General features: G+C 73.5%; 21 protein-coding genes. 15 read left to right on the forward strand and 6 right to left on the reverse strand.

Annotated features, from left to right (window positions below):
• Positions 1 to 9 precede the first annotated feature (9 nt).
• Together ACZ6Y7_RS33785 and ACZ6Y7_RS33790 are read left to right on the forward strand one after the other, a co-directional pair.
• Positions 10 to 909 carry an ornithine cyclodeaminase family protein gene (locus ACZ6Y7_RS33785; protein ID WP_465761760.1) on the forward strand — a complete coding sequence of 300 codons (900 nt, stop codon included), beginning with the start codon at positions 10 to 12 and terminating at the stop codon, positions 907 to 909.
• 193 nt (positions 910 to 1,102) lie between these two features.
• Positions 1,103 to 1,258, forward strand: a complete 156-nt coding sequence (locus tag ACZ6Y7_RS33790; protein WP_465761761.1) for a hypothetical protein — start codon at positions 1,103 to 1,105, stop codon at positions 1,256 to 1,258.
• Positions 1,259 to 1,430: 172 nt separating this feature from the next.
• On the opposite strand, the gene ACZ6Y7_RS33795 is transcribed toward ACZ6Y7_RS33790, so the two are convergent.
• Both ACZ6Y7_RS33795 and ACZ6Y7_RS33800 read right to left on the reverse strand, forming a co-directional pair.
• Complete coding sequence (locus ACZ6Y7_RS33795; RefSeq protein ID WP_465761762.1) at positions 1,431 to 1,757, reverse strand: hypothetical protein; 327 nt, start codon at positions 1,755 to 1,757, stop codon at positions 1,431 to 1,433.
• A gap of 160 nt (positions 1,758 to 1,917) precedes the next feature.
• The gene (locus ACZ6Y7_RS33800) at positions 1,918 to 2,463 is read right to left on the reverse strand and encodes a TetR/AcrR family transcriptional regulator (RefSeq protein WP_465761809.1); all 546 of its coding nucleotides are present in this window, start codon (positions 2,461 to 2,463) and stop codon (positions 1,918 to 1,920) included.
• 209 nt (positions 2,464 to 2,672) lie between these two features.
• On the opposite strand from ACZ6Y7_RS33800, the gene ACZ6Y7_RS33805 reads away from it, so the two are divergent.
• From ACZ6Y7_RS33805 to ACZ6Y7_RS33825, 5 genes are all read left to right on the forward strand, one after another.
• Positions 2,673 to 3,548, forward strand: coding sequence for an NAD(P)-dependent oxidoreductase (locus ACZ6Y7_RS33805; RefSeq protein WP_465761763.1), 876 nt, complete (start codon positions 2,673 to 2,675; stop codon positions 3,546 to 3,548).
• Positions 3,549 to 3,714: 166 nt separating this feature from the next.
• Complete coding sequence (locus tag ACZ6Y7_RS33810; protein WP_465761764.1) at positions 3,715 to 4,425, forward strand: GntR family transcriptional regulator; 711 nt, start codon at positions 3,715 to 3,717, stop codon at positions 4,423 to 4,425.
• 100 nt (positions 4,426 to 4,525) lie between these two features.
• A complete protein-coding gene (locus tag ACZ6Y7_RS33815; protein ID WP_465761765.1) occupies positions 4,526 to 5,122 on the forward strand; it encodes a Uma2 family endonuclease in 597 nt (198 codons plus the stop codon).
• A gap of 20 nt (positions 5,123 to 5,142) precedes the next feature.
• Positions 5,143 to 5,385 (forward strand): hypothetical protein, encoded by a 243-nt coding sequence (locus ACZ6Y7_RS33820; protein WP_465761766.1) that lies wholly within the window; start codon positions 5,143 to 5,145, stop codon positions 5,383 to 5,385.
• Positions 5,382 to 5,606 carry a Uma2 family endonuclease gene (locus tag ACZ6Y7_RS33825; RefSeq protein WP_465761767.1) on the forward strand — a complete coding sequence of 75 codons (225 nt, stop codon included), beginning with the start codon at positions 5,382 to 5,384 and terminating at the stop codon, positions 5,604 to 5,606. Before ACZ6Y7_RS33820 ends, ACZ6Y7_RS33825 begins: the two co-directional genes overlap by 4 nt.
• On the opposite strand, the gene ACZ6Y7_RS33830 is transcribed toward ACZ6Y7_RS33825, so the two are convergent.
• Both ACZ6Y7_RS33830 and ACZ6Y7_RS33835 read right to left on the reverse strand, forming a co-directional pair.
• The gene (locus tag ACZ6Y7_RS33830; protein WP_465761768.1) at positions 5,603 to 6,286 is read right to left on the reverse strand and encodes an ABC transporter ATP-binding protein; all 684 of its coding nucleotides are present in this window, start codon (positions 6,284 to 6,286) and stop codon (positions 5,603 to 5,605) included. The two genes, ACZ6Y7_RS33825 and ACZ6Y7_RS33830, sit on opposite strands and share 4 nt — an antisense overlap.
• Positions 6,283 to 7,359, reverse strand: a complete 1,077-nt coding sequence (locus tag ACZ6Y7_RS33835; protein WP_465761769.1) for an ABC transporter permease — start codon at positions 7,357 to 7,359, stop codon at positions 6,283 to 6,285. The genes ACZ6Y7_RS33830 and ACZ6Y7_RS33835 overlap by 4 nt, the downstream gene beginning before the upstream one ends.
• 181 nt (positions 7,360 to 7,540) lie before the next feature.
• Between ACZ6Y7_RS33835 and ACZ6Y7_RS33840 the strand changes: the two genes are divergently transcribed.
• A complete protein-coding gene (locus ACZ6Y7_RS33840; protein WP_465761770.1) occupies positions 7,541 to 8,851 on the forward strand; it encodes a sensor histidine kinase in 1,311 nt (436 codons plus the stop codon).
• A complete protein-coding gene (locus ACZ6Y7_RS33845; RefSeq protein ID WP_465761771.1) occupies positions 8,848 to 9,474 on the forward strand; it encodes a response regulator transcription factor in 627 nt (208 codons plus the stop codon). Before ACZ6Y7_RS33840 ends, ACZ6Y7_RS33845 begins: the two co-directional genes overlap by 4 nt.
• A 17-nt stretch (positions 9,475 to 9,491) precedes the next feature.
• Here ACZ6Y7_RS33845 and ACZ6Y7_RS33850 read toward each other — a convergent pair whose 3' ends face one another.
• Positions 9,492 to 10,946: an aminopeptidase P family protein gene (locus ACZ6Y7_RS33850; RefSeq protein ID WP_465761772.1), complete on the reverse strand. Its 1,455-nt coding sequence runs from the start codon at positions 10,944 to 10,946 to the stop codon at positions 9,492 to 9,494.
• Positions 10,947 to 11,100: 154 nt separating this feature from the next.
• On the opposite strand from ACZ6Y7_RS33850, the gene ACZ6Y7_RS33855 reads away from it, so the two are divergent.
• The 5 genes from ACZ6Y7_RS33855 to ACZ6Y7_RS33875 are packed head-to-tail and all read left to right on the forward strand — an operon-like array spanning position 11,101 to position 16,794.
• A complete protein-coding gene (locus ACZ6Y7_RS33855; protein ID WP_465761773.1) occupies positions 11,101 to 12,849 on the forward strand; it encodes an ABC transporter substrate-binding protein in 1,749 nt (582 codons plus the stop codon).
• A gap of 12 nt (positions 12,850 to 12,861) precedes the next feature.
• Positions 12,862 to 13,833 carry an ABC transporter permease gene (locus tag ACZ6Y7_RS33860; RefSeq protein ID WP_465761774.1) on the forward strand — a complete coding sequence of 324 codons (972 nt, stop codon included), beginning with the start codon at positions 12,862 to 12,864 and terminating at the stop codon, positions 13,831 to 13,833.
• Positions 13,830 to 14,816, forward strand: coding sequence for an ABC transporter permease (locus tag ACZ6Y7_RS33865; RefSeq protein ID WP_465761775.1), 987 nt, complete (start codon positions 13,830 to 13,832; stop codon positions 14,814 to 14,816). The genes ACZ6Y7_RS33860 and ACZ6Y7_RS33865 overlap by 4 nt, the downstream gene beginning before the upstream one ends.
• A complete protein-coding gene (locus ACZ6Y7_RS33870) occupies positions 14,816 to 15,817 on the forward strand; it encodes an ABC transporter ATP-binding protein (RefSeq protein WP_465761776.1) in 1,002 nt (333 codons plus the stop codon). The genes ACZ6Y7_RS33865 and ACZ6Y7_RS33870 overlap by 1 nt, the downstream gene beginning before the upstream one ends.
• Positions 15,817 to 16,794, forward strand: coding sequence for an ABC transporter ATP-binding protein (locus ACZ6Y7_RS33875; protein ID WP_465761777.1), 978 nt, complete (start codon positions 15,817 to 15,819; stop codon positions 16,792 to 16,794). The genes ACZ6Y7_RS33870 and ACZ6Y7_RS33875 overlap by 1 nt, the downstream gene beginning before the upstream one ends.
• A 121-nt stretch (positions 16,795 to 16,915) precedes the next feature.
• Here the strand turns inward: ACZ6Y7_RS33875 and soxR are convergent, their stop codons facing one another.
• Positions 16,916 to 17,368, reverse strand: a complete 453-nt coding sequence (gene soxR / locus ACZ6Y7_RS33880; RefSeq protein WP_465761778.1) for a redox-sensitive transcriptional activator SoxR — start codon at positions 17,366 to 17,368, stop codon at positions 16,916 to 16,918.
• Positions 17,369 to 17,433: 65 nt separating this feature from the next.
• Here soxR and ACZ6Y7_RS33885 point away from each other — a divergent pair, with 65 nt between their 5' ends.
• Positions 17,434 to 18,873, forward strand: a complete 1,440-nt coding sequence (locus ACZ6Y7_RS33885) for an MFS transporter (protein ID WP_465761779.1) — start codon at positions 17,434 to 17,436, stop codon at positions 18,871 to 18,873.
• The last annotated feature ends 60 nt before the right edge of the window (positions 18,874 to 18,933 follow it).

Genomic DNA, 18,933 nt, shown 5'->3' on the forward strand with positions numbered 1-18,933 from the left:
ACGGCGGTTGTGCCGCTCCAGTACGCCGTACCGGGCACCGGCGGAGTCGGGCCCGCCGACGCGGTGGGGGCGATCGAGCGGGTGCTGCTGGACGGGTTCGACCCGGAGGCGGCACCCGCCCGGTCGGCCGTCCCGGTGCCGGCCGGAGAACTGCTGCTGATGCCGGCCGCCGCCGGACCGTACGCGGGCGTCAAGATCGCCGGGGTGGCGCCCGCCAACTCCGGGCGCGGGCTGCCCCGGATCACCGGCAGCTACCTGCTGCTGGACGGGCCGACCCTGCAGCCGCTCGCCCTGCTCGACGGCGCCGCGCTCACCGCGCTGCGCACGCCGGCCGTCACCGCCGCTGCGCTGCGGCGACTGGCGGTGCCGGAGGCGGAGCACCTGGTGCTGTTCGGCTCCGGGCCGCAGGCGTACGGGCACCTGGACGCGCTGGCGGCGATCCGGCCGCTGCGCCGGCTCACCGTCGTCGCGCGCGACGCCGAGCGGGCCGGGGCGCTGGTGACGTACGGGCGGGGGCTCGGGCTCGCGGCGGCCGCCGGCGGGCCGGAGGCGGTCGGGGAGGCGGACCTGGTGGTCTGCTGCACCACGGCCCGCACGCCGCTGTTCGACGGTGCGCTGGTGCCGGCGCACGCGGCGGTGGCGGCGGTCGGCTCGCACGAACCGGACGCCCGGGAGGTGGACGAGGCGCTGGTCGGGCGTGCCGAGCTGTACGTGGAGGCGCGGTCGGTCGCGACCCGGGAGGCCGGGGACCTGCTGATGGCGGGCGTGGCCGGGCGGCAGCTGTGGAACCTGGCCGAGCTGGTGCGCGGCGACGCGCCGGTGCCGACGGCGCGGCCGCGGTTCTTCAAGAGCGTCGGCATGGGCTGGGAGGACCTGGCGGTCGCGACGGAGGTGTACCGGCGGTCGTAGGGCGTGTCCGACGATTCGCGTCGGATCAGCGCGCGGCGTGGGCTGTGCGCGCCTGTCGCAGGGCAGGGGGAACCGAACCGCGGGCCACTCCGTGGGCCCTGATGTTCCGGATCGGACTGCTGACCGTGGCGGGCGCGGCGCTGCTGGCCGGCGGCCTGGCCGGGGCGTACCTGGAGGGGGGAGGATCCAGGCGGTGATCCTGGTCCCGCTGTTCCTCCTCGCCGGGGGCCTCGGTGCGCAGCTGCTGGTCCGGCGCTGGCCGCAGGTCCTCACCCTGGGTCTGCCGGCGCCGGCCCGGCTGATCGCCGCCGGCCTGGCGACGGCCGCGGCCGTCGCGTCGGCGGACTGAGGGCCGGCACCGGCTCCGGGGCGCAGCCCGTGGGTGGGCATCGCGCTGGACGAGCAGGCCCGGGCCGGGCCCGAAGCGTGCGCCCGGCGCGGCCCGGGCGTGGGCCCGGCGGGGCTCCGGGCTTGGGGCCGACGGGGTTCCCGGTGGGGCTCCGGGCTTGGGTCCGGCGAGCTCAGTCGCCGATCAGGCAGAGCCAACTCCCCGGAATGGAAGCGCAGTTGGCGAGCATGGTGCGAAGGTCCCGGACGGCCGCGCGCTGCGCCTCGGTGGTGCAGCGCGCGAGCAGGGCGGTGGCCTCCTCGAAGGCGGCGGCCGCGTCCTGCTCGTTGAGGTGGGTGTCGGCGTACAAGTCGATCCGGCCGAGCCGGCGATCGGACGGGCGGCCGTGCTCGGCCAGGGCCTCGGCGAGGGCGTCGCCGTGGTCGAGGGAGAGGTGCAGCAGGGCGGCGGTCCGGCCGTTGTCCGGGCGGCCGTCGTACAGGGCGATTTCGAGGCCCAAGTCCGTTGCTCCTGGTGTGGGTCGGGAGTGGTCGAGCCGGAGTCGGCCCGGCGGGAAGGGATCCCCCGCCGGGCCGGCTCCTTCGTGTGTCCGGGCGCGGTCGCGACGTCCGGTGCCGTCGCCCTTCCGGCGTGGTCGGGTGGCCGGGGGCGGGCGGTGCTCAGGCGTAGGTCGCGAGCAGGCGGGCCAGGTGGCGGCCGGCGACCAGCAGGGGCTCCTCGCTGCGGGCGACCTGGGCCGAGAGTTCGGCGCCTTCGAGGGTGTTGACGACGGTGCCGGCCAGTTCGCGGGCGTCCTCCTCGCCGATGCCCGCCCCGCGCAGCCGATCCGCCACGATGGCCCGCCAGTTGGCGAAAGCCGCGGTCACCGCCTCCTCGATCACCGGCACCCGGCCGACCGTCTCCAGGGCGGTGGTGGTGACCGGGCAGCCGTCCTGCCAGTCGGAGGCGCGCAGTTCGGTGGCGAGCAGCCGGGTGCAGGCGGTCATCGCCTCGCCCAGGTCGGTCGAGGAGTCCAGTCCGGTGCGCAGCAGGACGGCGAACTCCTCGTCCCCGTGCCGGATCGCCTCGGCGGCCAACTCCTGCTTGCCGCCCGGGAAGAAGTGGTAGACGGAGCCGAGGGTGGCCTGGGCCTCGCGGGAGATCTGCTTGATGCCCGTGCCCTCGTACCCCTGGCGCTGGAGCAGCCGGGAGGTGGCCCGGACGATCCGCGTGCGGGTGCCGAGGGCGGCCGTCTTCCCGGGTGACTTCTCCGGCGTCCTGTCGAGTGTCGTCTCGGGTGTCTTCCCGGGCGGAGTGGGCGTCTTCACGGGGCGATCCTAGCGGAGATTCTGAGTAGAGCGTTCGTTCCACTCCTGTGCTAGCGTCGGCTCCGCCGTTCTGAATAGAGCGTTCATTCTAGCGAAGGGGGATTCCCATGTCCGTCGAGCGGAACCGTTCCGTGACGGTGATCGGACTCGGCCCGATGGGGCAGGCCATGGCCGGGGCGTACCTGGACGCCGGATACGCCGTCACGGTGTGGAACCGGACCGCCGGGCGGGCCGACGGTCTGGTGGCCCGGGGCGCCGTACCGGCCGCGAGCGCGGAGGCGGCGGTGGCGGCCAACGAACTCGTGGTGCTCAGCCTCACCGACTACGACGCGGTGTTCGCGGTGCTGGAGTCGGCGGAGCCCGCGCTGAAGGGGAAGGCCGTCGTCAACCTCAGCTCGGACACCCCGGCCCGGGCCCGGGAGGCCGCCCGCCGGCTGGCCGAGCGCGGCGCCGGGCACCTGACCGGCGGGGTGCAGACGCCCCCGTCGGGGATCGGCAGCCCCGAGTCGTCCACCTTCTACAGCGGCCCGGTCGAGCTGTTCCAGCGCCACCGCGCCGCGCTGGAGGTGCTCACCGGCGCGGACTACCGGGGTGACGACCCCGGACTGGCCCAGCTGTACTACCAGATCCAGATGGACCTGTTCTGGACCTCGATGGTCGGCTACCTGCACGCCACCGCGATCGCCGAGGCCAACGGCCTCTCGGCCGAGGAGTTCCTGCCGTACCTGAGCTCGACCGCGGCCTCGATGCCCGGCTTCCAGGCCTTCTACGCGCCGCGGATCGCCGCCGGGAACCACGCCGGGGAGGTCGACCGGATCGCGATGGCGCTCGCCAGTGTCGAGCACGTGCGGCACACCGCGGAGGCCTCCGGCGTGGACGACGCGCTGCCGGCGGTGCTCGCGGAGGCGTTCCGTCGGGGCGTCGAGGCCGGGAACGGGGCGCAGAGTCTGACGGCTCTCGTCGGGCAGTTCCGCCGGGCGTAGCCCTGCGTGCGGTGGCAGATCGTGTGCCGTCGGCCGTTGTCACGGCCGACGGCCGCTGCCACCATGGCTTTCGGCGGCTGACGGGTTGCGCGGGCCGTGGAATGTTGCATACTCAACGTAACGTGACATTGTACACTGGTGTTCTGCACCCACCCGGAGGAACACCATGGCCGACCTCAAACCCCGCACCTTGATCTCCGTCCAGGAGCGGCTTCGCGACCAGGTCGCTCACGCGCTCCGGGCGGCCCTGATCTCCGGCGAACTGCGCCCCGGCGTCGTCTACTCCGCGCCCGCCCTCGCCGCCGACTTCGGCGTCTCCGCCACCCCGGTCCGCGAGGCCATGCTCGACCTCGCCCGCGAGGGCCTGGTCGAGGCCGTCCGCAACAAGGGCTTCCGGGTCACCGAACTCACCGAGCGCGACCTCGACGACTACACCGAGATCCGCGCCCTGATCGAGGTCCCGACCGTCGGCCGGGTCACCCGCACCGCCACCGGGGAGCAGCTGGAGCGGCTGCGCCCGCAGGCCGAGGCGATCGTCGCCGCCGCCCGCAAGCACGACCTGATCGGCTACCTGGAGGCCGACCGGCAGTTCCACCTCGACCTGCTCGGCCTCGCCGGCAACGCCCGGCTCGTGGACGTGGTGGGCGACCTGCGCAAGCGCTCCCGGCTGTACGGGCTCAACCGGCTCGACGAGCGCGGCGAGCTGGTGTCCTCGGCCGAGGAGCACCTGGAGCTGCTCGACCTGATGATCTCCGGCGACGCGGAGGCGGCCGAGGCCTGCATGAGCCGGCACCTCAGCCACGTCCGCTCGCTGTGGGCGGGGCAGGACGAGGCGGTGGAGCCGGAGCGCCCGGCGCTGCGACTGCGGGCTCGCTAGGGGCTAAACCACCCGATGGGGTGAATGCGGCGGATCGGGCGTCGGGGGGCGCCCGGGCTCTACGATGATGGTCTCGACACCGGCAGCCAGGAGGAACTCCATGTCCGCCGCAGCAGTGGAAGAGCCCTTCGAGCGGATGACGCTGCTCGAAGCCGCTGAGCTGATCTCCCACCAGCTCCCCGGCTACCGGGTCGAGATCATCGGGAGCGAGATCACCGTGACGCCGCCACCGAACCTCAAGCACAGCCGATCGCTGAGCAAGTTCATGCGTCTGCTGTTCGCCGCCGGTCTCGACGACGGGGACACCGAGGTCCACCAGAACCTCGGTATTTGGCTGCCGGGCGGCCCGTCGGACTTTGCGGTTCCGGATCTCGCGATTCTCGACGCGGACAGTGACGATCGGTTGATCGAGTACAACTGCTACGATCCGGCGGTCTTTCGGCTGGTGCTGGAGGTGACGTCCTCCAAGTTCGGGGACGACCTGAAGAAGAAGCCCGCAGCCTATGCGGCCGCCGGAGTGCCGGTCTACGTGATCGTGGATCGGACGAACCAGCGGGTCATGGTGCTCACCGATCCGCAGGACGGTGAGTACAAGGTGCACGCCGTCCATCATCCGGGGCAGTCGTTCACGCTGCCGGAGTCGATCGGCGCATTGGTGACACTCGCGGTCGACGACGTGCTGACTGCCAAGAAGTAGTGCCGGATTCCGTGCTCGGCATGGCCGAGGCCCTCTTCGAGCGGTTCCCCAAGCACCGCGTGGAGGTGCTGGGCGGTGAGGTGTCCGTCGAGCCGTTGCCGGACGGGCGCCACGCGGAGATCCTCACGGATGTGATGGCCGCCTGCTTCCGGGCCGGGATGGTCGACAGGGACCCTTGGCCGATCCAGCGGCTCGCGATCTGGCTTCCCACCGGGCCTGATGACTTCGCGATGCCGGATCTGTCGATCTGGTGCTGGAGGTGACCTCGGCGCCGCTGTGCAGTGACCTCACCAGGAAGCCGGCCGCGTACGCGCTGGCCGGGGTGCCGGCCTATGTGGTCGCGGACCGCGTCGATCGGCGGGTGCTGGTGCTGACCGAGCCCGCGGACGGCGCGTACCGGGAGCGGGTGGTGCACCGGCCCGGGCAGGTGGTCGTGCTGCCCGGGCCGGCGGTGGTCCTGGAGGTGGCCGACCTGCTGCGCTAGGCGACCGCGGCGGGCAGGGTCAGGCGGCCGTCGTGGACCTCGGCGATCCGGTCCACGGCCGTGAGGTGCGTGCGGTCGTGGGTGACCAGGACGGTCGCGGTCGCGCGGCGGTGGGTGAGTTCGGTGATCAGGTCGAGGACGGCGGCGCCGCGCTCGTGGTCCAGGGCGCTGGTGGGTTCGTCGACCAGCAGGACCGTGGGGTCGTTCATCAGGGCGCGGGCGATGTTGACGCGCTGGCGCTGGCCGCCGGAGAGCTGGTGCGGGCGGCGGGCGGCCTGGTCGCGCAGGCCGACGGCGTCCAGCAGCTCCAGGGCGCGGGCGTGGGCCTCGCGCGGGGAGCGGCCGTCGAGGTGGGCCATCACCTGGAGCTGCTCGGCCGCGGTCAGCGAGGGCAGCAGGTTGGCCTGCTGGAAGACGATGCCGATCTTCGTGCGGCGCAGCGCCGTGAGCTCGGCCCGGCTGAGGCCGGTGGTGTCGGTGCCGTCGACGACGACGCGGCCGGAGTCCGGGGTGATCAGGGTCGCGGCGACCGCCAGCAGGCTGGACTTGCCGGAGCCGGACGGGCCGACGACGGCGGTGAGGGTGCCGTCGGGAACGGTCAGCGAGACGTCGTCCAGGGCGGTGAGCCGGCCGTCGCCGTCGGGGTAGGTGAGGGTGATGCGGTCGAGGGTCAGACTCATCGGGCGCTCCCCAGGGCGGTCAGCGGGTCGACGGAGGTGATCCGGCGGATGGACAGGGCCGCGCCGACGGCGCCGAGGGCGATCATGACGACGGCGGGCAGCAGGACGGTCGGGGCGTCCAGGACGAAGGGGACGGCGGAGCCGATCAGCGCGCCGAAGCCGGCCGCGATCGCCGTGCCCAGCAGGGTGCCGAGCACCAGCAGCAGGACGGCCTGGCCGAGCGCGTCGCGCAGCAGGTAGCGGGTGGAGGCGCCGAGGGCCTTGAGGACGGCGACGTCGCCGCTGCGCTGGATCGTCCAGACGGTGAAGAACGCGCCGATCACCAGCGCCGAGATGGCGAACAGGAAGCCGCGCATCAGTTGCAGGGAGCCGTTCTCCGAGGTGTAGGAGCCGATCGCGGCGAGGGCGTCGTCCCGGGTGCGGGTCACGGTGCCCTGGCGGGTGTCGGCGGCGGCGAGGTCTGCGCCCCCGGCCGTGGTGAGCGCGATGACGGTGGCGTGGCCGGTGCCGCCGGGGGCGAACTGCTGCCAGTCGGTGAGGCTGGTCCAGATCACCGGGGTGTGGCTGAAGGCGGCGTCGCCGTCGACGGCGGCCACGCTGAGGTGGTGCCCGGCCAGGGTGACGTCGGCGCCGGGGGCGAGCCCGCCCAGGTCCTCGGCGGCGGTCTTCGACAGCACCGCCCGGCCGGGTCCGATCAGGGTGCCCTGCGGGGCCAGTCCGGAGCCGTCCGGGACGCCGAAGGCGGAGAGCGCGGCGGTGCGGGTGCCCGCGGCGGCCTTGGTGGTGGTGATGCCGAGCGGCTGGGCGGAGGTGACGCCGGGCTCGCGGGCCCAGGCCTGCCACTGCTCGGGGGTCACCTGGGAGTCGGTGAAGGACAGCTGCTGTCCGTCGGCGGGCTTGGAGAACACCAGGTGGTCGGCGGGCAGGCCGGTGATCGCCGAGATGTTCTGGCGGCCGAGGCCGGCGGTCAGTCCGGACAGCAGGCCGACCAGGACGGTGATCAGGACGATGACGGTCCCCATCAGGGCGAACCGCCCCTTGGCGAACCTCAGGTCCCTCCAGGCGACGAACACGGTGAGCCTTCCTCTGGGCGGGTGGGGTGCCGGACCACTGGACTCCGACGCTCCCACTGTCGTGGATCGCCGTGCCCCCGGGCATCGAGCGGGGGATTGCACCCTGGGCATCGAAGGGCAGAGCCGGAGTTCAACCTTTTGATTGATGCCGGGCCCCGCGGGCGGAGCTTAGGCTGGAGGGATGGCGACCGAACGATCACGAACCACCCCCGTCGCCCGCGTCCTCCAGGTCTGCCTGCACCTGCTCGTGGCGGGCCTGCTCGTGCTCGCCGTCGCCCGGGCCGTGTTCGCCGGCCACGGCGGGGACCCGGCGGCCGTCGCCGCCGCGGCCACCGCGATGGGCGCCGTCTACGCCGTCGGCCCGCAGCTCGCCGCCGTCCGCCGCTCGCGCCGGGCGGCGGCGCTCTGGCTGGCGCTGCTCGGCGCCACCTGGGCGGGCCTGCTGGTCGCCACCCAGGACGGGGTCTGGCTGGCGTTCCCGCTGTACTTCCTGGAACTGCACCTGCTCGGGCGGCGCGGCGGGCCGGCGGCCGTCGCCCTGACCGCCGGTGCGGCGATCGCGGCGTGGTCCTGGCACCAGCACAGCTTCAGCGTCGCCGCGTCGATCGGGCCCGCCCTCGGCGCGGCCGTCGCCACCGCCACCGTGCTCGGCTACCAGGCGCTCTACCGGGAGAGCGAGGAGCGGCGCCGGCTCATCGACGAGCTCACCGCCGCCCGCGCCGACCTCGCCGCCGCCCACCACACGGCCGGGGTGACGGCCGAACGCGAACGCCTCGCCCGGGAGATCCACGACACCCTCGCGCAGAGCCTCAGCTCCATCCAACTGCTGCTGAGGGCGGCCCAGCGGGCCCTGCCGGAGCGCACCGAGGTCGCCGCCGGGTACGTCGAACAGGCGCGGCAGGCCGCCCAGGACAACCTGGACGAGGCCCGGCGGTTCGTCCGCGCGCTCAGTCCGCCCGCGCTGGAGAGCGATCCGCTGCCGGTCGCGCTGGAGCGGCTCTGCGCGACCACGACGGCGCACCGCGGGCTGCCCGTCCACCTGCACGTCTCCGGCGACCCGGTACGGCTGCCGGCGGCGCAGGAGGTCGCGCTGCTGCGGATCGCGCAGTCGGCGCTCGGCAACACCGTCCGGCACGCGAAGGCCTCGCGGGCCGAAGTGACACTCAGCTACATGGAGGGCGAGGTGGCGCTGGACGTGTTCGACGACGGGGCCGGGTTCGATCCGGCGGCGGTCGCGGTCCGCACCGACGGGGACGGTGGGTTCGGCCTGCCGTCGATGCGGGCCCGGGCCCGGGCGCTGGGCGGCACCTTCACGGTGGAGTCGGCGCCCGGGGAGGGGACGGCGGTGGCGGTGCAGCTGCCGGTCGGACCGGCGGTGCCGGCCGCTGCGGGTGGTTCGGGTGGTCCTGGTGGTCCGGCCGCCCAGGGTGGTCCGGCTGGTCCTGGTGGTCCTGGTGGTCCGGGCGTGCCGGATGCCGGGGTGGCGTCGTGATCCGGCTGCTGATCGCGGACGACCACCCGGTGGTGCGGGCCGGGCTGCGGGCCGTGCTGGAGAGCGAGCCGGACTTCGTGATCGTCGCCGAGGCGGCCACCGCCGAGCGGGCCGTCGAGCTGGCGGCCGGGGCGGGCGTCGACGTGGTGCTGATGGACCTGCAGTTCGGGCCTGGGTCGGCGATGAACGGCGCCCAGGCGACCGCGGCGATCACCGCCCGGGCGGGCGGGCCGCGGGTGCTGGTCGTCACCACCTACGACACCGACGCCGACACCCTGCCCGCACTGGAGGCCGGCGCCACCGGGTACCTGCTCAAGGACGCGCCGCCGGAGGAACTGGCCCAGGCCGTACGGGCGGCCGCGGCCGGGCGCCCGGCGCTGGCGCCCAGCGTCGCGGACCGGCTGCTGGCACGGATGCGGACGCCCGCGGCGGCGCTCAGCGCCCGGGAGACCGAAGTCCTCGGGCTGGTCGCCGACGGGCTGACCAACCAGCAGGTCAGCCAGTGCCTGCACCTGAGCCAGGCCACGGTGAAGTCCCACCTGGTGCATATCTACACCAAGTTGGGGGTCGACTCGCGTACGGCGGCGGTCCGGGAGGCCCGCGGCCGCGGCCTGATCAGGTAGGGCGTTCCGGGACGCGGTCAGGGGAGCAGGGCGGCCATCCAGGACTCGATGTCCTTGACCGTCCGGGGGAGGGCGGCGGACATCAGGCGGGCGCCGTCCTCGGTGATGACGAGGTCGTCCTCGATGCGGATGCCGAGGCCGCGGAGTTCGACGGGGAGGGTCTCGTCGTCGGGCTGGAGGTAGAGGCCGGGTTCGACGGTGAGGACCATGCCCTCCTCCAGGACGCCGTCGAGGTAGCGGTCGGCGCGGGCCTTGGCGCAGTCGTGGTAGTCGAGGCCGAGCATGTGGCCGCTGCCGCAGAGGGTGTAGCGGCGGTACAGGCCGTTGTCCTCGGCGAGGGCCTGCTCGGCGGGGATGCGCAGGACGCCCCAGTCGGCGAGGCCCTCGGCGATGACCCGCATGGCGGCGCGGTGGAAGTCGCGGAAGCGGGCGCCGGGGCGCAGGGCGGCGATGCCGGCGCTCTGGGCGGCGAGGACGAGTTCGTAGGCCTGGCGCTGGACGGGGTCGAAGGTGCCGCTGAGCGGGAGGGTGCGGGTGATGTCGGCGGCGTAGAGGGTGTCGGTCTCGACGCCGGCGTCCAGCAGGAGCAGGGAGTTCGGGTCGAGGGCGCCGTCGTTGCGGATCCAGTGCAGGACGCAGGCATGGGCGCCGGAGGCGGCGATGGTGGTGTAGGCGCTGCCGTTGCCCTCGGCGCGGGCGCGCAGGTCGAAGACGCCCTCGATCCAGCGTTCGCCGCGATGGTGGCGCAGGGCGGTGGGCAGGGCGCGGACGACGTCCTCGAAGCCGGTGACGGTGTGGTCGACGGCGAGTTGCAGCTGGCCGACCTCCCATGCGTCCTTGACCAGGCGCAACTCGGAGAGTACGGCCGCCAGTTCGCCGTCCTGGTGGGCGAAGGGGCCGGGGCGCCCGGTGGCCTCGTCGACCAGCGGGTCGGTGCCGGCCAGCACCCGGGTGGGCGGTTGGGGGCCGGTCAGCAGCGTGCCGAGGTCGTCGAGGTGTGCGGTGCGCACCCCGGTGAGCCGGGCGGCCTCGGCGAGGTCCGGGCGGGGGCCGACCCAGAACTCGCCGTAGCGGCGGTCGCGGTAGAACTCGCCGCCGTCGCGCGGGGAGCGGGGGCGCAGGTGGAGGACCGGCTCGTGTCCCTCGGGGCCGGTGGGTTCGAGGACGAGGACGTGGTCGGCCTGGTCCTCGCCGGTGAGTCCGGTCAGCCAGGCGTACGCGCTGTGCGGGCGGAAGCGGTGGTCCAGGTCGTTGCAGCGGACCTTGAGCCGGCCGGCCGGGACGATCAGCCGCTCGCCGGAGAAGGCGGCGGAGAGCCGGGCGCGGCGGCCGGGGAAGCGGTCGTGGCCGGGGACGCGCAGGTCGGCGGGGAGCGGGGTGGCGGCCCAGCGGGTGCCCATGAAGGCGGCGAGGGCGGGGGTGACCGGGAGGTCGTGGCTCCCGGTGGCGAGGCCGGTCTGGGGGAGGGTCACCGGTGAACTCCTAGGCGGGGCTGGGGAGATGCGGGGCACGGACACAGCTCGGTAACGGGTGGCGTCACCTCTTGTGCAGTGCAATTTCACATTACTATGTTACGGGTCACACAGCGCAGCGGCCAGATCAGGCCCCCCACAGCGGAGTTGCAACATGACCAGGCGCACCCACGCCGCCCTCGCGGCGGCCCTCGCGGCGACCCTCACCCTCGGCCTCGGGGCCTGCACGAACGACAAGAGCGACAGCGGCGGCAGCGCGGCCGGAAGCACCCAGGCCCCGGGCGCCGCGTCCGGGTCCATCGTCGGCGGCACCCCGGTCAAGGGCGGCACCCTGACCGTGCTGTCGAACCAGGACTTCGCCCACCTCGACCCGGCCCGCAACTGGACCATGCCGAACATGGACTTCGGCATCCGGCTGCTCTACCGCACCCTGGTCACCTTCAAGGCCGAACCGGGCGCCGCCGGCAGCGAGATCGTCCCCGACCTCGCCACCGACCTCGGCCGGTCCTCGGACGGCGGGAAGACCTGGACCTTCACCCTCAAGGACGGCGTCAAGTACGAGGACGGCACGGCGATCAAGTCCGCCGACATCAAGTACAACGTCGAGCGCTCCTTCGCCCCGGACCTCACCGGCGGCCCCGACTACGCCCAGCAGTACCTCGCGGGCGGCGAGAACTACAAGGGCCCGCTGAACGGCGAGCACCTGGCCAGCATCGAGACCCCGGACGACAGGACCATCGTCTTCCACCTCAAGCGCCCGGTCGCCGAGTTCTCGTACACCGCGACCCTGCCGACCTTCTCGCCCGTGCCGCAGTCCCAGGACAAGGGCACCCAGTACGACCTGCGGCCGTTCTCCTCCGGCCCGTACAAGATCGAGACCTACGACCGCGGCAAGCAGCTGGTGCTCGTCCGCAACACCGGTTGGGACCAGTCCACCGACCCGGTCCGCAAGGCCTACCCGGACAAGATCGTGGTCACCCAGGGCCTCAAGGGCGGCCAGGTCGACGACCGGATCATCGCGAGCGAGGGCGCGGACGCCTCCACCGTCGAGTGGATGGGCCTGCGTCCGGAGTCGATCGCCAAGGTGCTGCCCAAGCCGGACGTGAAGAGCCGGCTGATCGCCGAGCAGCAGGGCTGCACCGACATGCTGTACCCGAACACCTCCAAGGCGCCCTTCGACGACCCGAAGGTCCGCGAGGCGCTGCTGTACGCGGTGGACCGCGACGCGCAGGTGACCGCCAACGGCGGCCCGGCGATGGCCGATCCGGCCACCTCCTACCTGCCGCCCGCCCTCACCGGCGGCACCAAGGTGGACAGCCTGAAGATCCCCGCCACCGGCGACGTCGAGAAGGCCAAGCAGCTGCTCAAGGAGGCCGGCAAGACCGACCTGAAGGTCTCGCTGACCGTCTCCTCCGGGGACAAGACCCGGGCCGAGGCGCTCCAGCAGTCGCTGGCCAAGGTCGGCATCCAGGTCACCATCACCACCGCCGACCCGTCCGTGTACTACGACACCATCGGCGACACGAAGAACGCGCCCGACCTGGCCATCCTCGGCTGGTGTCCGGACTACCCCTCGGGCGCCACCTTCCTGCCCATGGTCTTCGACGGCCGCACCATCAAGGAGAAGGGCAACCAGGGCAACGTCGAGCAGTTCCGCGACCAGGCCACCTCGGACCGGATCGACCAGATCAACGCGATGACCGATGTCGCCGAGGCCAACAAGGCGTGGCTGCAGCTCAACGACGACCTGCTGAAGAAGGCGCCGACCGTGCCGCTGATCTGGCAGCGCCGCCCGCTGCTGGCCGGGACGAACATCGCCGGCGCCTTCGGCCACCCGGTGTGGACCGGTCAGTGGGACTTCGCCACGATCGGCCTCAAGGACCCCGCCAAGAGCCAGGGCTGAGGGGCCGTTCCGATGAGTACCACCGCATCACCGGTCGAGGCGGACCCCGCCGGGGACGCCGGCCGCGCCGACCCCGCCGGTCCCGCCGGGAGGGGGCCCTGGCGGCTGGTCTGGGACCAGCTCTGGGCCAAGGGCGCGGCCCGGTTCGGCCTGGTCACCGTCGCACTGCTGGTCCTGCTGGCCGCGCTGGCCGGCCCGCTGAGCGCCCTCGGCGGCTGGTCCCCCGAGGAGTTCGACAAGCGGGCGGTCGACCCGTACCTCGGCGGCCTGCCGATCGGCGACTTCGGCGGGGTCGGCACCCGGCACTGGCTGGGCGTCGAACCCGCCACCGGGCGCGACCTGTTCGCCCGGGTCCTGCACGGCGGCCAGGTCTCCCTGCTGATCGCCTTCACCGCGACCGCCGTCGTCGTGGTCGTCGGCACCCTGGCGGGCATCGCGGCCGGCTACTTCGGCGGCCGCACCGACGCCGTGCTGTCCCGGCTGATGGACCTCACCATGTCCTTCCCGTCCCTGATCTTCATGATCTCGATGATGTCGGTGGCCAAGGACGTCAACCGGGTCGTCCTGATGACCCTGGTGATCGGCCTGTTCGGCTGGCCCGGGATCGCCCGGGTGGTCCGCGGCCAGACCCTCTCGCTCAAGCACCGCGAGTACGTCGAGGCCGCCAAGGTCGGCGGGGCCCGCTCCTGGCGGATCCTCACCAGGGAGATCCTGCCGAACGTCTCCGGCCCGATCATCGCCTACACCACGCTGCTGGTCCCCGGCATGATCGCGACCGAGGCCGCGCTCAGCTACCTCGGCGTCGGGGTCCGTCCGCCGACGCCGTCCTGGGGCCAGATGATCGCCGAGAGCATCAGCTTCTACGAGACCGACCCGACGTACTTCCTGATCCCGACGGCCTTCCTGTTCCTCGCCGTTCTCGCCTTCACCCTGCTCGGCGACGCGCTGCGCGACATCCTCGACCCCCGGGGAGGCCGGTCGTGATCCTCTACCTCGGCCGCCGGCTGCTCGCCGCGGCCGGCATCCTGCTGGCCGTCTGCGCGATCACCTTCACCATCTTCTACCTGCTGCCCTCCGATCCCGCCGTCGCCGCCTGCGGCAAGACCTGCAGCGCCGAGCGGGTGGCCGAGGTCAAGACGGCGATGGGGCTGGACAAGCCGGTCTGGGACCAGTTCGTCACGTACCTCACCGGCATCTTCGCCGGGCGCGACTACGGCAGCGGAGCGAGCGCCACCCACTGCGGCTTCCCCTGCCTCGGGTACTCCTACGAGTACTCGCTGCCGGTCTGGAACCTGCTCACCGACCGGCTGCCGGTCTCCGTCTCGCTGGCGCTCGGCGCCTCCGTGCTGTGGCTGCTCCTCGGCCTCGGCGCCGGCGTCACCTCGGCGCTGCGCAAGGGCGGCGCGACCGACCGGACACTGATGGTGCTCTCGGTCGGCGCCGCCTCGCTGCCGGTCTACTTCACCTCGATCATGCTGATCTGGGGCGTCGTCAGGACGGCCGGGCTGCTGCCCTACCCGGCGTACCACGCGTTCACCGAGAACCCCTTCGCCTGGGCCTCCAACCTGCTGCTGCCCTGGATCGCCCTGGCCCTGCTGTACGCGGCCATGTACGCCCGGCAGAGCCGCAACTCGATGATCGAGGCGATGGCCGAGCCGTACATCCGCACCGCCCGGGCCAAGGGCCTGCCGCCGCGGACGGTCACCGTCAAGCACGCGCTGCGCTCCGGGATGACACCGATCCTGACCATCTTCGGGATGGACCTCGGCGGACTGCTGGCCGGCGCCGTCATCACCGAGTCGATCTTCGGCCTGCCCGGGGTCGGACGGCTCTTCTACGACGGCCTGGTCCGCTCCGACCAGCCCGTCATCCTCGGCGTCACCCTGCTCGCGGCCGCCTTCATCGTCGTCGCGAACCTGCTGGTCGACCTGCTGTACGCGTACGTCGACCCGAGAGTGAGGTACTGATGGCCGCTTCCCTGCTGGAGGTCGAGGACCTCGGGGTCACCTTCGACACCCCGCGCGGCACCGTCCGGGCCGTGGACGGCATCTCCTTCGCCGTCGAGGCCGGACGCACCCTCGGGCTGGTCGGCGAGTCCGGCAGCGGCAAGTCCGTCACCTCGCTCGCCGTCATGGGCCTGCACCGCGGCGCCGCCGTGACCGGCTCGATCCGGCTGCACGGACAGGAGCTGAACGGGCTCGGGGAGAAGGAACTGGGCACCGTCCGGGGCCGCCGGATCGCGATGATCTTCCAGGACCCGCTGTCCAGCCTGCACCCCTTCTACACCGTCGGCGAGCAGATCGCCGAGCACTACCGGGTGCACTTCCGGGCCAACCGCAAGGCGGGCCGGGCCCGCGCGGTGGAGATGCTCGCCGAGGTCGGCATCCCGGAGCCGGCCCGCCGGGTCGACGAGTATCCGCACCAGTTCTCCGGCGGCATGCGCCAGCGCGTCATGATCGCGATGGCGCTCGCCTGCGAGCCCGACCTGCTGATCGCCGACGAGCCCACCACGGCCCTCGACGTCACCGTCCAGGCACAGATCCTCGACCTGATCGCCCGGATCCAGCAGGAGCGCGGCCTCGGCGTCGTGATGATCACCCACGACCTCGGCGTGGTCGCCCGGGTCGCCCACGAGGTGCTCGTCATGTACGGCGGCCGCGCGGCCGAACAGGCCCCGGTGGACCGGCTGTTCGCGCGGCCCGCGCACCCGTACACCCGCGGCCTGCTGGACTCGCTGCCCCGCCTGGACGACACCGACGACGCCCCGCTGCGGGCCATCCCCGGCAGCCCGCCGTCGCTGGTCGCCCCCGCCCCCGGCTGCTCCTTCGCCCCGCGCTGCGCCCGCACCACCGCCGCGTCCGCCGAGGAGCACGCCCGCTGCCTGGCCGAGCGCCCCGCGCTCGGCCCGCTCGCCCCCGGCCACCAGGCCGCCTGCCACCTGCCGCTGGTGCCGGAAGGGGTGCTGTGATGACCGGACCGTTGTTGTCGGTGCGGGACCTGGTGAAGACCTTCCCCGGCCGGCGCAGCCGCACCGGGCGGGCCGGAGCGCCGATCCGGGCGGTGGACGGGGTCAGCTTCGACGTCGGCGCGGGGGAGACCCTGGGCCTGGTCGGCGAGTCCGGCTGCGGCAAGTCCACCACCGGCCGGATGATCGTCCGGCTGCTGGACCCGACCTCGGGCACCGTCACCTTCGACGGCACCGAGATCGGCGGCCTCTCCCAGGCCCGGCTGCGCCCGCACCGGCGGGACCTGCAGATGGTCTTCCAGGACCCGTACTCCTCGCTCAACCCCCGGCAGACGGTGTCCCGGATCATCTCCGAGCCGCTGCTGGTCCAGGGGGAGAGCGCGACGGCCGCGCGCAAGCGGGCCGCCGAGCTGATGGAGCTGGTCGGGCTGATCCCCGAGCACCTGGACCGCTACCCGCACGAGTTCTCCGGCGGCCAGGCGCAGCGCATCGGCATCGCCCGCTCGCTGGCCACCTCGCCGCGGCTGGTGATCGCCGACGAGCCGGTCTCCGCGCTGGACGTCTCCATCCAGGCGCAGGTGGTCAACCTGATGGAGCGGCTGCAGCGGGAGCTCGGGCTGGCGTACGTGTTCATCGCGCACGACCTCTCGGTGGTCAAGCGGGTCTGCGACCGGGTCGCGGTGATGTACCTGGGCCGGATCGTGGAGATCGGCGACAAGGCCGAGGTGTACGGGAGCCCCGCGCACCCGTACACCCGGGCGCTGCTGTCCGCCGTACCGCTGCCGGACCCGGAGGCGGAGCGGACCCGGGAGCGGATCGTGCTGCTGGGCGATCCGCCGAGCCCGGCCGACCCGCCGCCCGGGTGCAGCTTCCACCCCCGCTGCCCCAAGGCTCAGGAGCGGTGCCGCACCGAGCGGCCGCTGCTGCGGATCGCCGGGCCGGGCGGCCGGGAGGCGGCCTGCCACTTCCCGGAGGTGTGAGCCGGGAGGCGTGAGCCCGGGCCTCCCGCGGGGGAGCCCGGGACCGAGACGCCCGGTCGGGCGCGGCGGGGAACCCTACGAGGGCCGCGTCCGACCGGGTTCCATCCGCTGCGCCGGGTGCTCAGTCCTCCGGCAGCAGCAGTCGCGGGCCGGGGCCCTCGGCGGCGAGTTCGTCGCCGGGGTTGAGCACCCGGCAGCGGCGCAGCGAGACGCAGCCGCAGCCGATGCAGCCGGTCAACTCGCCCTCCAGCCGCTCCAGTTCCTGGCGGCGGGCGCGCAGCTGATCGGCCCAGCGGCGGGAGATGCGCTCCCAGTCGTGCTTGCCGGGCATCCGGTCCTCGGGGAGGCCGGTGAACACCTCGGCGACCTCGCTGAGCGGGATGCCGAGCCGTTTGGCGACCAGGATGAGCGAGATCCGGCGCAGCACGTGCCGGCGGTAGCGGCGCTGGTTGCCGGCCGACCGCTCGGAGCTGATCAGCCCCTGGTCCTCGTAGAAGCGCACCGCGGACGTGGCGATCCCGGCCCGCCGGGCCACCTCGCCGACGCTCAGCAGATCGACGGGCGCGGTCGTCATGACGGCTCCTTGACTTCAAGTTCTGTTGAAGTCCTAGCGTACCGGACGTGACTGAATCAGCTACCGTGACAACCGATGAAACCCTTGCCGAGCTGGGAAATAACCCAGCGGGGCCGGTGCCCGCCGAGCCCTCCGGCGGATGGCGCGAACTCTTCTCGCGCCGTCACGCGGCGGCCGCCTCGATCCTGGCGGGCGGCGTCGCGCTGTACGCGATGAACCTCTACTTCACCGCGGCGCTGATGCCCTCGATCGTGGCCGACATCGGCGGTGCCCGGTACTACGCGTGGGTGGCCACCGGCTTCCTGACGGCCGCCGTCATCGCCTCGATGCTGGTCAGCCGACTGCTGGACCGGCTGGGCGCCGCCCACGCCTACGTCCTGGGCTTCCTGGTGTTCGGCGCGGGCGCGGTGCTCAACGCGCTCAGCCCGTCGATGCCGGCGCTGGTCCTCGGCCGGGTGGTGCAGGGCCTGGGCGGCGGCGTGGTCGCCGGGCTCGGCTACGCGGTCATCCGCAGCGCCCTGCCGGAGCGGCTGTGGACCCGGGCGGCCGGGCTGGTCTCCGCGATGTGGGGCGTCGGCACCCTGGTCGGGCCGTCGCTGGGCGGGCTGTTCGCGCAACTCGGCGCCTGGCGCGGGGCGTACGGCCTGCTGCTGGCGGCCGCGCTGGTGCTGGCCGCACTGGCCCGCCGGGTGCTGCCCGGGCGGTCCGGGGAGGGGCGGGGGAGCGGCCCGGTGCCGCTGCCCTCGCTGCTGCTGCTCACCCTCGCGGCGGCCGCCTTCAGCATCAGCTCCACCGTGCCGGGCGGCTGGGCGACGGCACTCTGCGTCCTCGCCGGGGTGGCGCTGCTGGTGGGCTTCGTGGCGGTCGAGCGGCGGGCCGCGGCGACGGTCCTGCCGCAGCGGACCTACCGGGCCGGCAACCCGCTGAAGTGGCTCTACCTGACGGTCGCGGTGCTCTGCGCGGGTGTGGTGGCGGAGAACTTCATCCCGCTGTTCGGCCAGGAGCTGGGCGGCCTGGGCCCGTTGGCGGCCGGCTTCCTCGGCGCCGCGGTGTCGGCGGGCTGGACCGCGGCCCAGCTGTTCAGCGTGGGCATCGAGTCGGCGCGGGGCCGGGCCCGGGCGGTCCGCACCGCCCCGCTGGTGCTGGTCGGCGGCCTGCTCGTCTACGGGCTGCTGCAGACCGGGGACGCCTCCGGTTCGCGGGTGGCGCTGTGGGCGGTGGCGCTGTTCGTGGCCGGCACCGGGATCGGGCTGGCCTTCCCGCACCTGAGCGTGGCCGCGATGCGCAGCAGCAGTGACCCGGCCGAGGGCGGCAAGGCCGCCGCGGCGATCAACACCACCCAGCTGATCGCCTTCTCGGTGACCTCGGCGCTGGCCGGCACCCTGGTCAACCTGGGTGCGGACAGCCCGGTCGACGCGGCGCGGTCCATGACCTTCGGGATCGCCGGGATCACCGTGCTCGGCGTGGCCACGGCCGCGCTCACCGCCCGCCGCCTCGGGCGGTGAGGACGGCCGTCGCACCCGAGCGGGCCCCGGATCTCCCCCCGTCGGGGGACCCGGGGCCCG

It is taken from the genome of Kitasatospora sp. NPDC053308, assembly GCF_055585785.1.

Excerpts from the sequence above, each read along its gene's own strand:
- ACZ6Y7_RS33805 (WP_465761763.1), top strand. The coding sequence starts at position 2,673 with ATGTCCGTCGAGCGGAACCGTTCCGTGACGGTGATCGGACTCGGCCCG.
- ACZ6Y7_RS33810 (WP_465761764.1), top strand. The coding sequence starts at position 3,715 with ATGGCCGACCTCAAACCCCGCACCTTGATCTCCGTCCAGGAGCGGCTT.
- ACZ6Y7_RS33815 (WP_465761765.1), top strand. The coding sequence starts at position 4,526 with ATGTCCGCCGCAGCAGTGGAAGAGCCCTTCGAGCGGATGACGCTGCTC.
- ACZ6Y7_RS33820 (WP_465761766.1), top strand. The coding sequence starts at position 5,143 with ATGGCCGAGGCCCTCTTCGAGCGGTTCCCCAAGCACCGCGTGGAGGTG.
- ACZ6Y7_RS33830 (WP_465761768.1), bottom strand. The coding sequence starts at position 6,286 with ATGAGTCTGACCCTCGACCGCATCACCCTCACCTACCCCGACGGCGAC.
- ACZ6Y7_RS33840 (WP_465761770.1), top strand. The coding sequence starts at position 7,541 with ATGGCGACCGAACGATCACGAACCACCCCCGTCGCCCGCGTCCTCCAG.
- ACZ6Y7_RS33855 (WP_465761773.1), top strand. The coding sequence starts at position 11,101 with ATGACCAGGCGCACCCACGCCGCCCTCGCGGCGGCCCTCGCGGCGACC.
- ACZ6Y7_RS33860 (WP_465761774.1), top strand. The coding sequence starts at position 12,862 with ATGAGTACCACCGCATCACCGGTCGAGGCGGACCCCGCCGGGGACGCC.
- ACZ6Y7_RS33870 (WP_465761776.1), top strand. The coding sequence starts at position 14,816 with ATGGCCGCTTCCCTGCTGGAGGTCGAGGACCTCGGGGTCACCTTCGAC.
- ACZ6Y7_RS33875 (WP_465761777.1), top strand. The coding sequence starts at position 15,817 with ATGACCGGACCGTTGTTGTCGGTGCGGGACCTGGTGAAGACCTTCCCC.
- soxR (WP_465761778.1), bottom strand. The coding sequence starts at position 17,368 with ATGACGACCGCGCCCGTCGATCTGCTGAGCGTCGGCGAGGTGGCCCGG.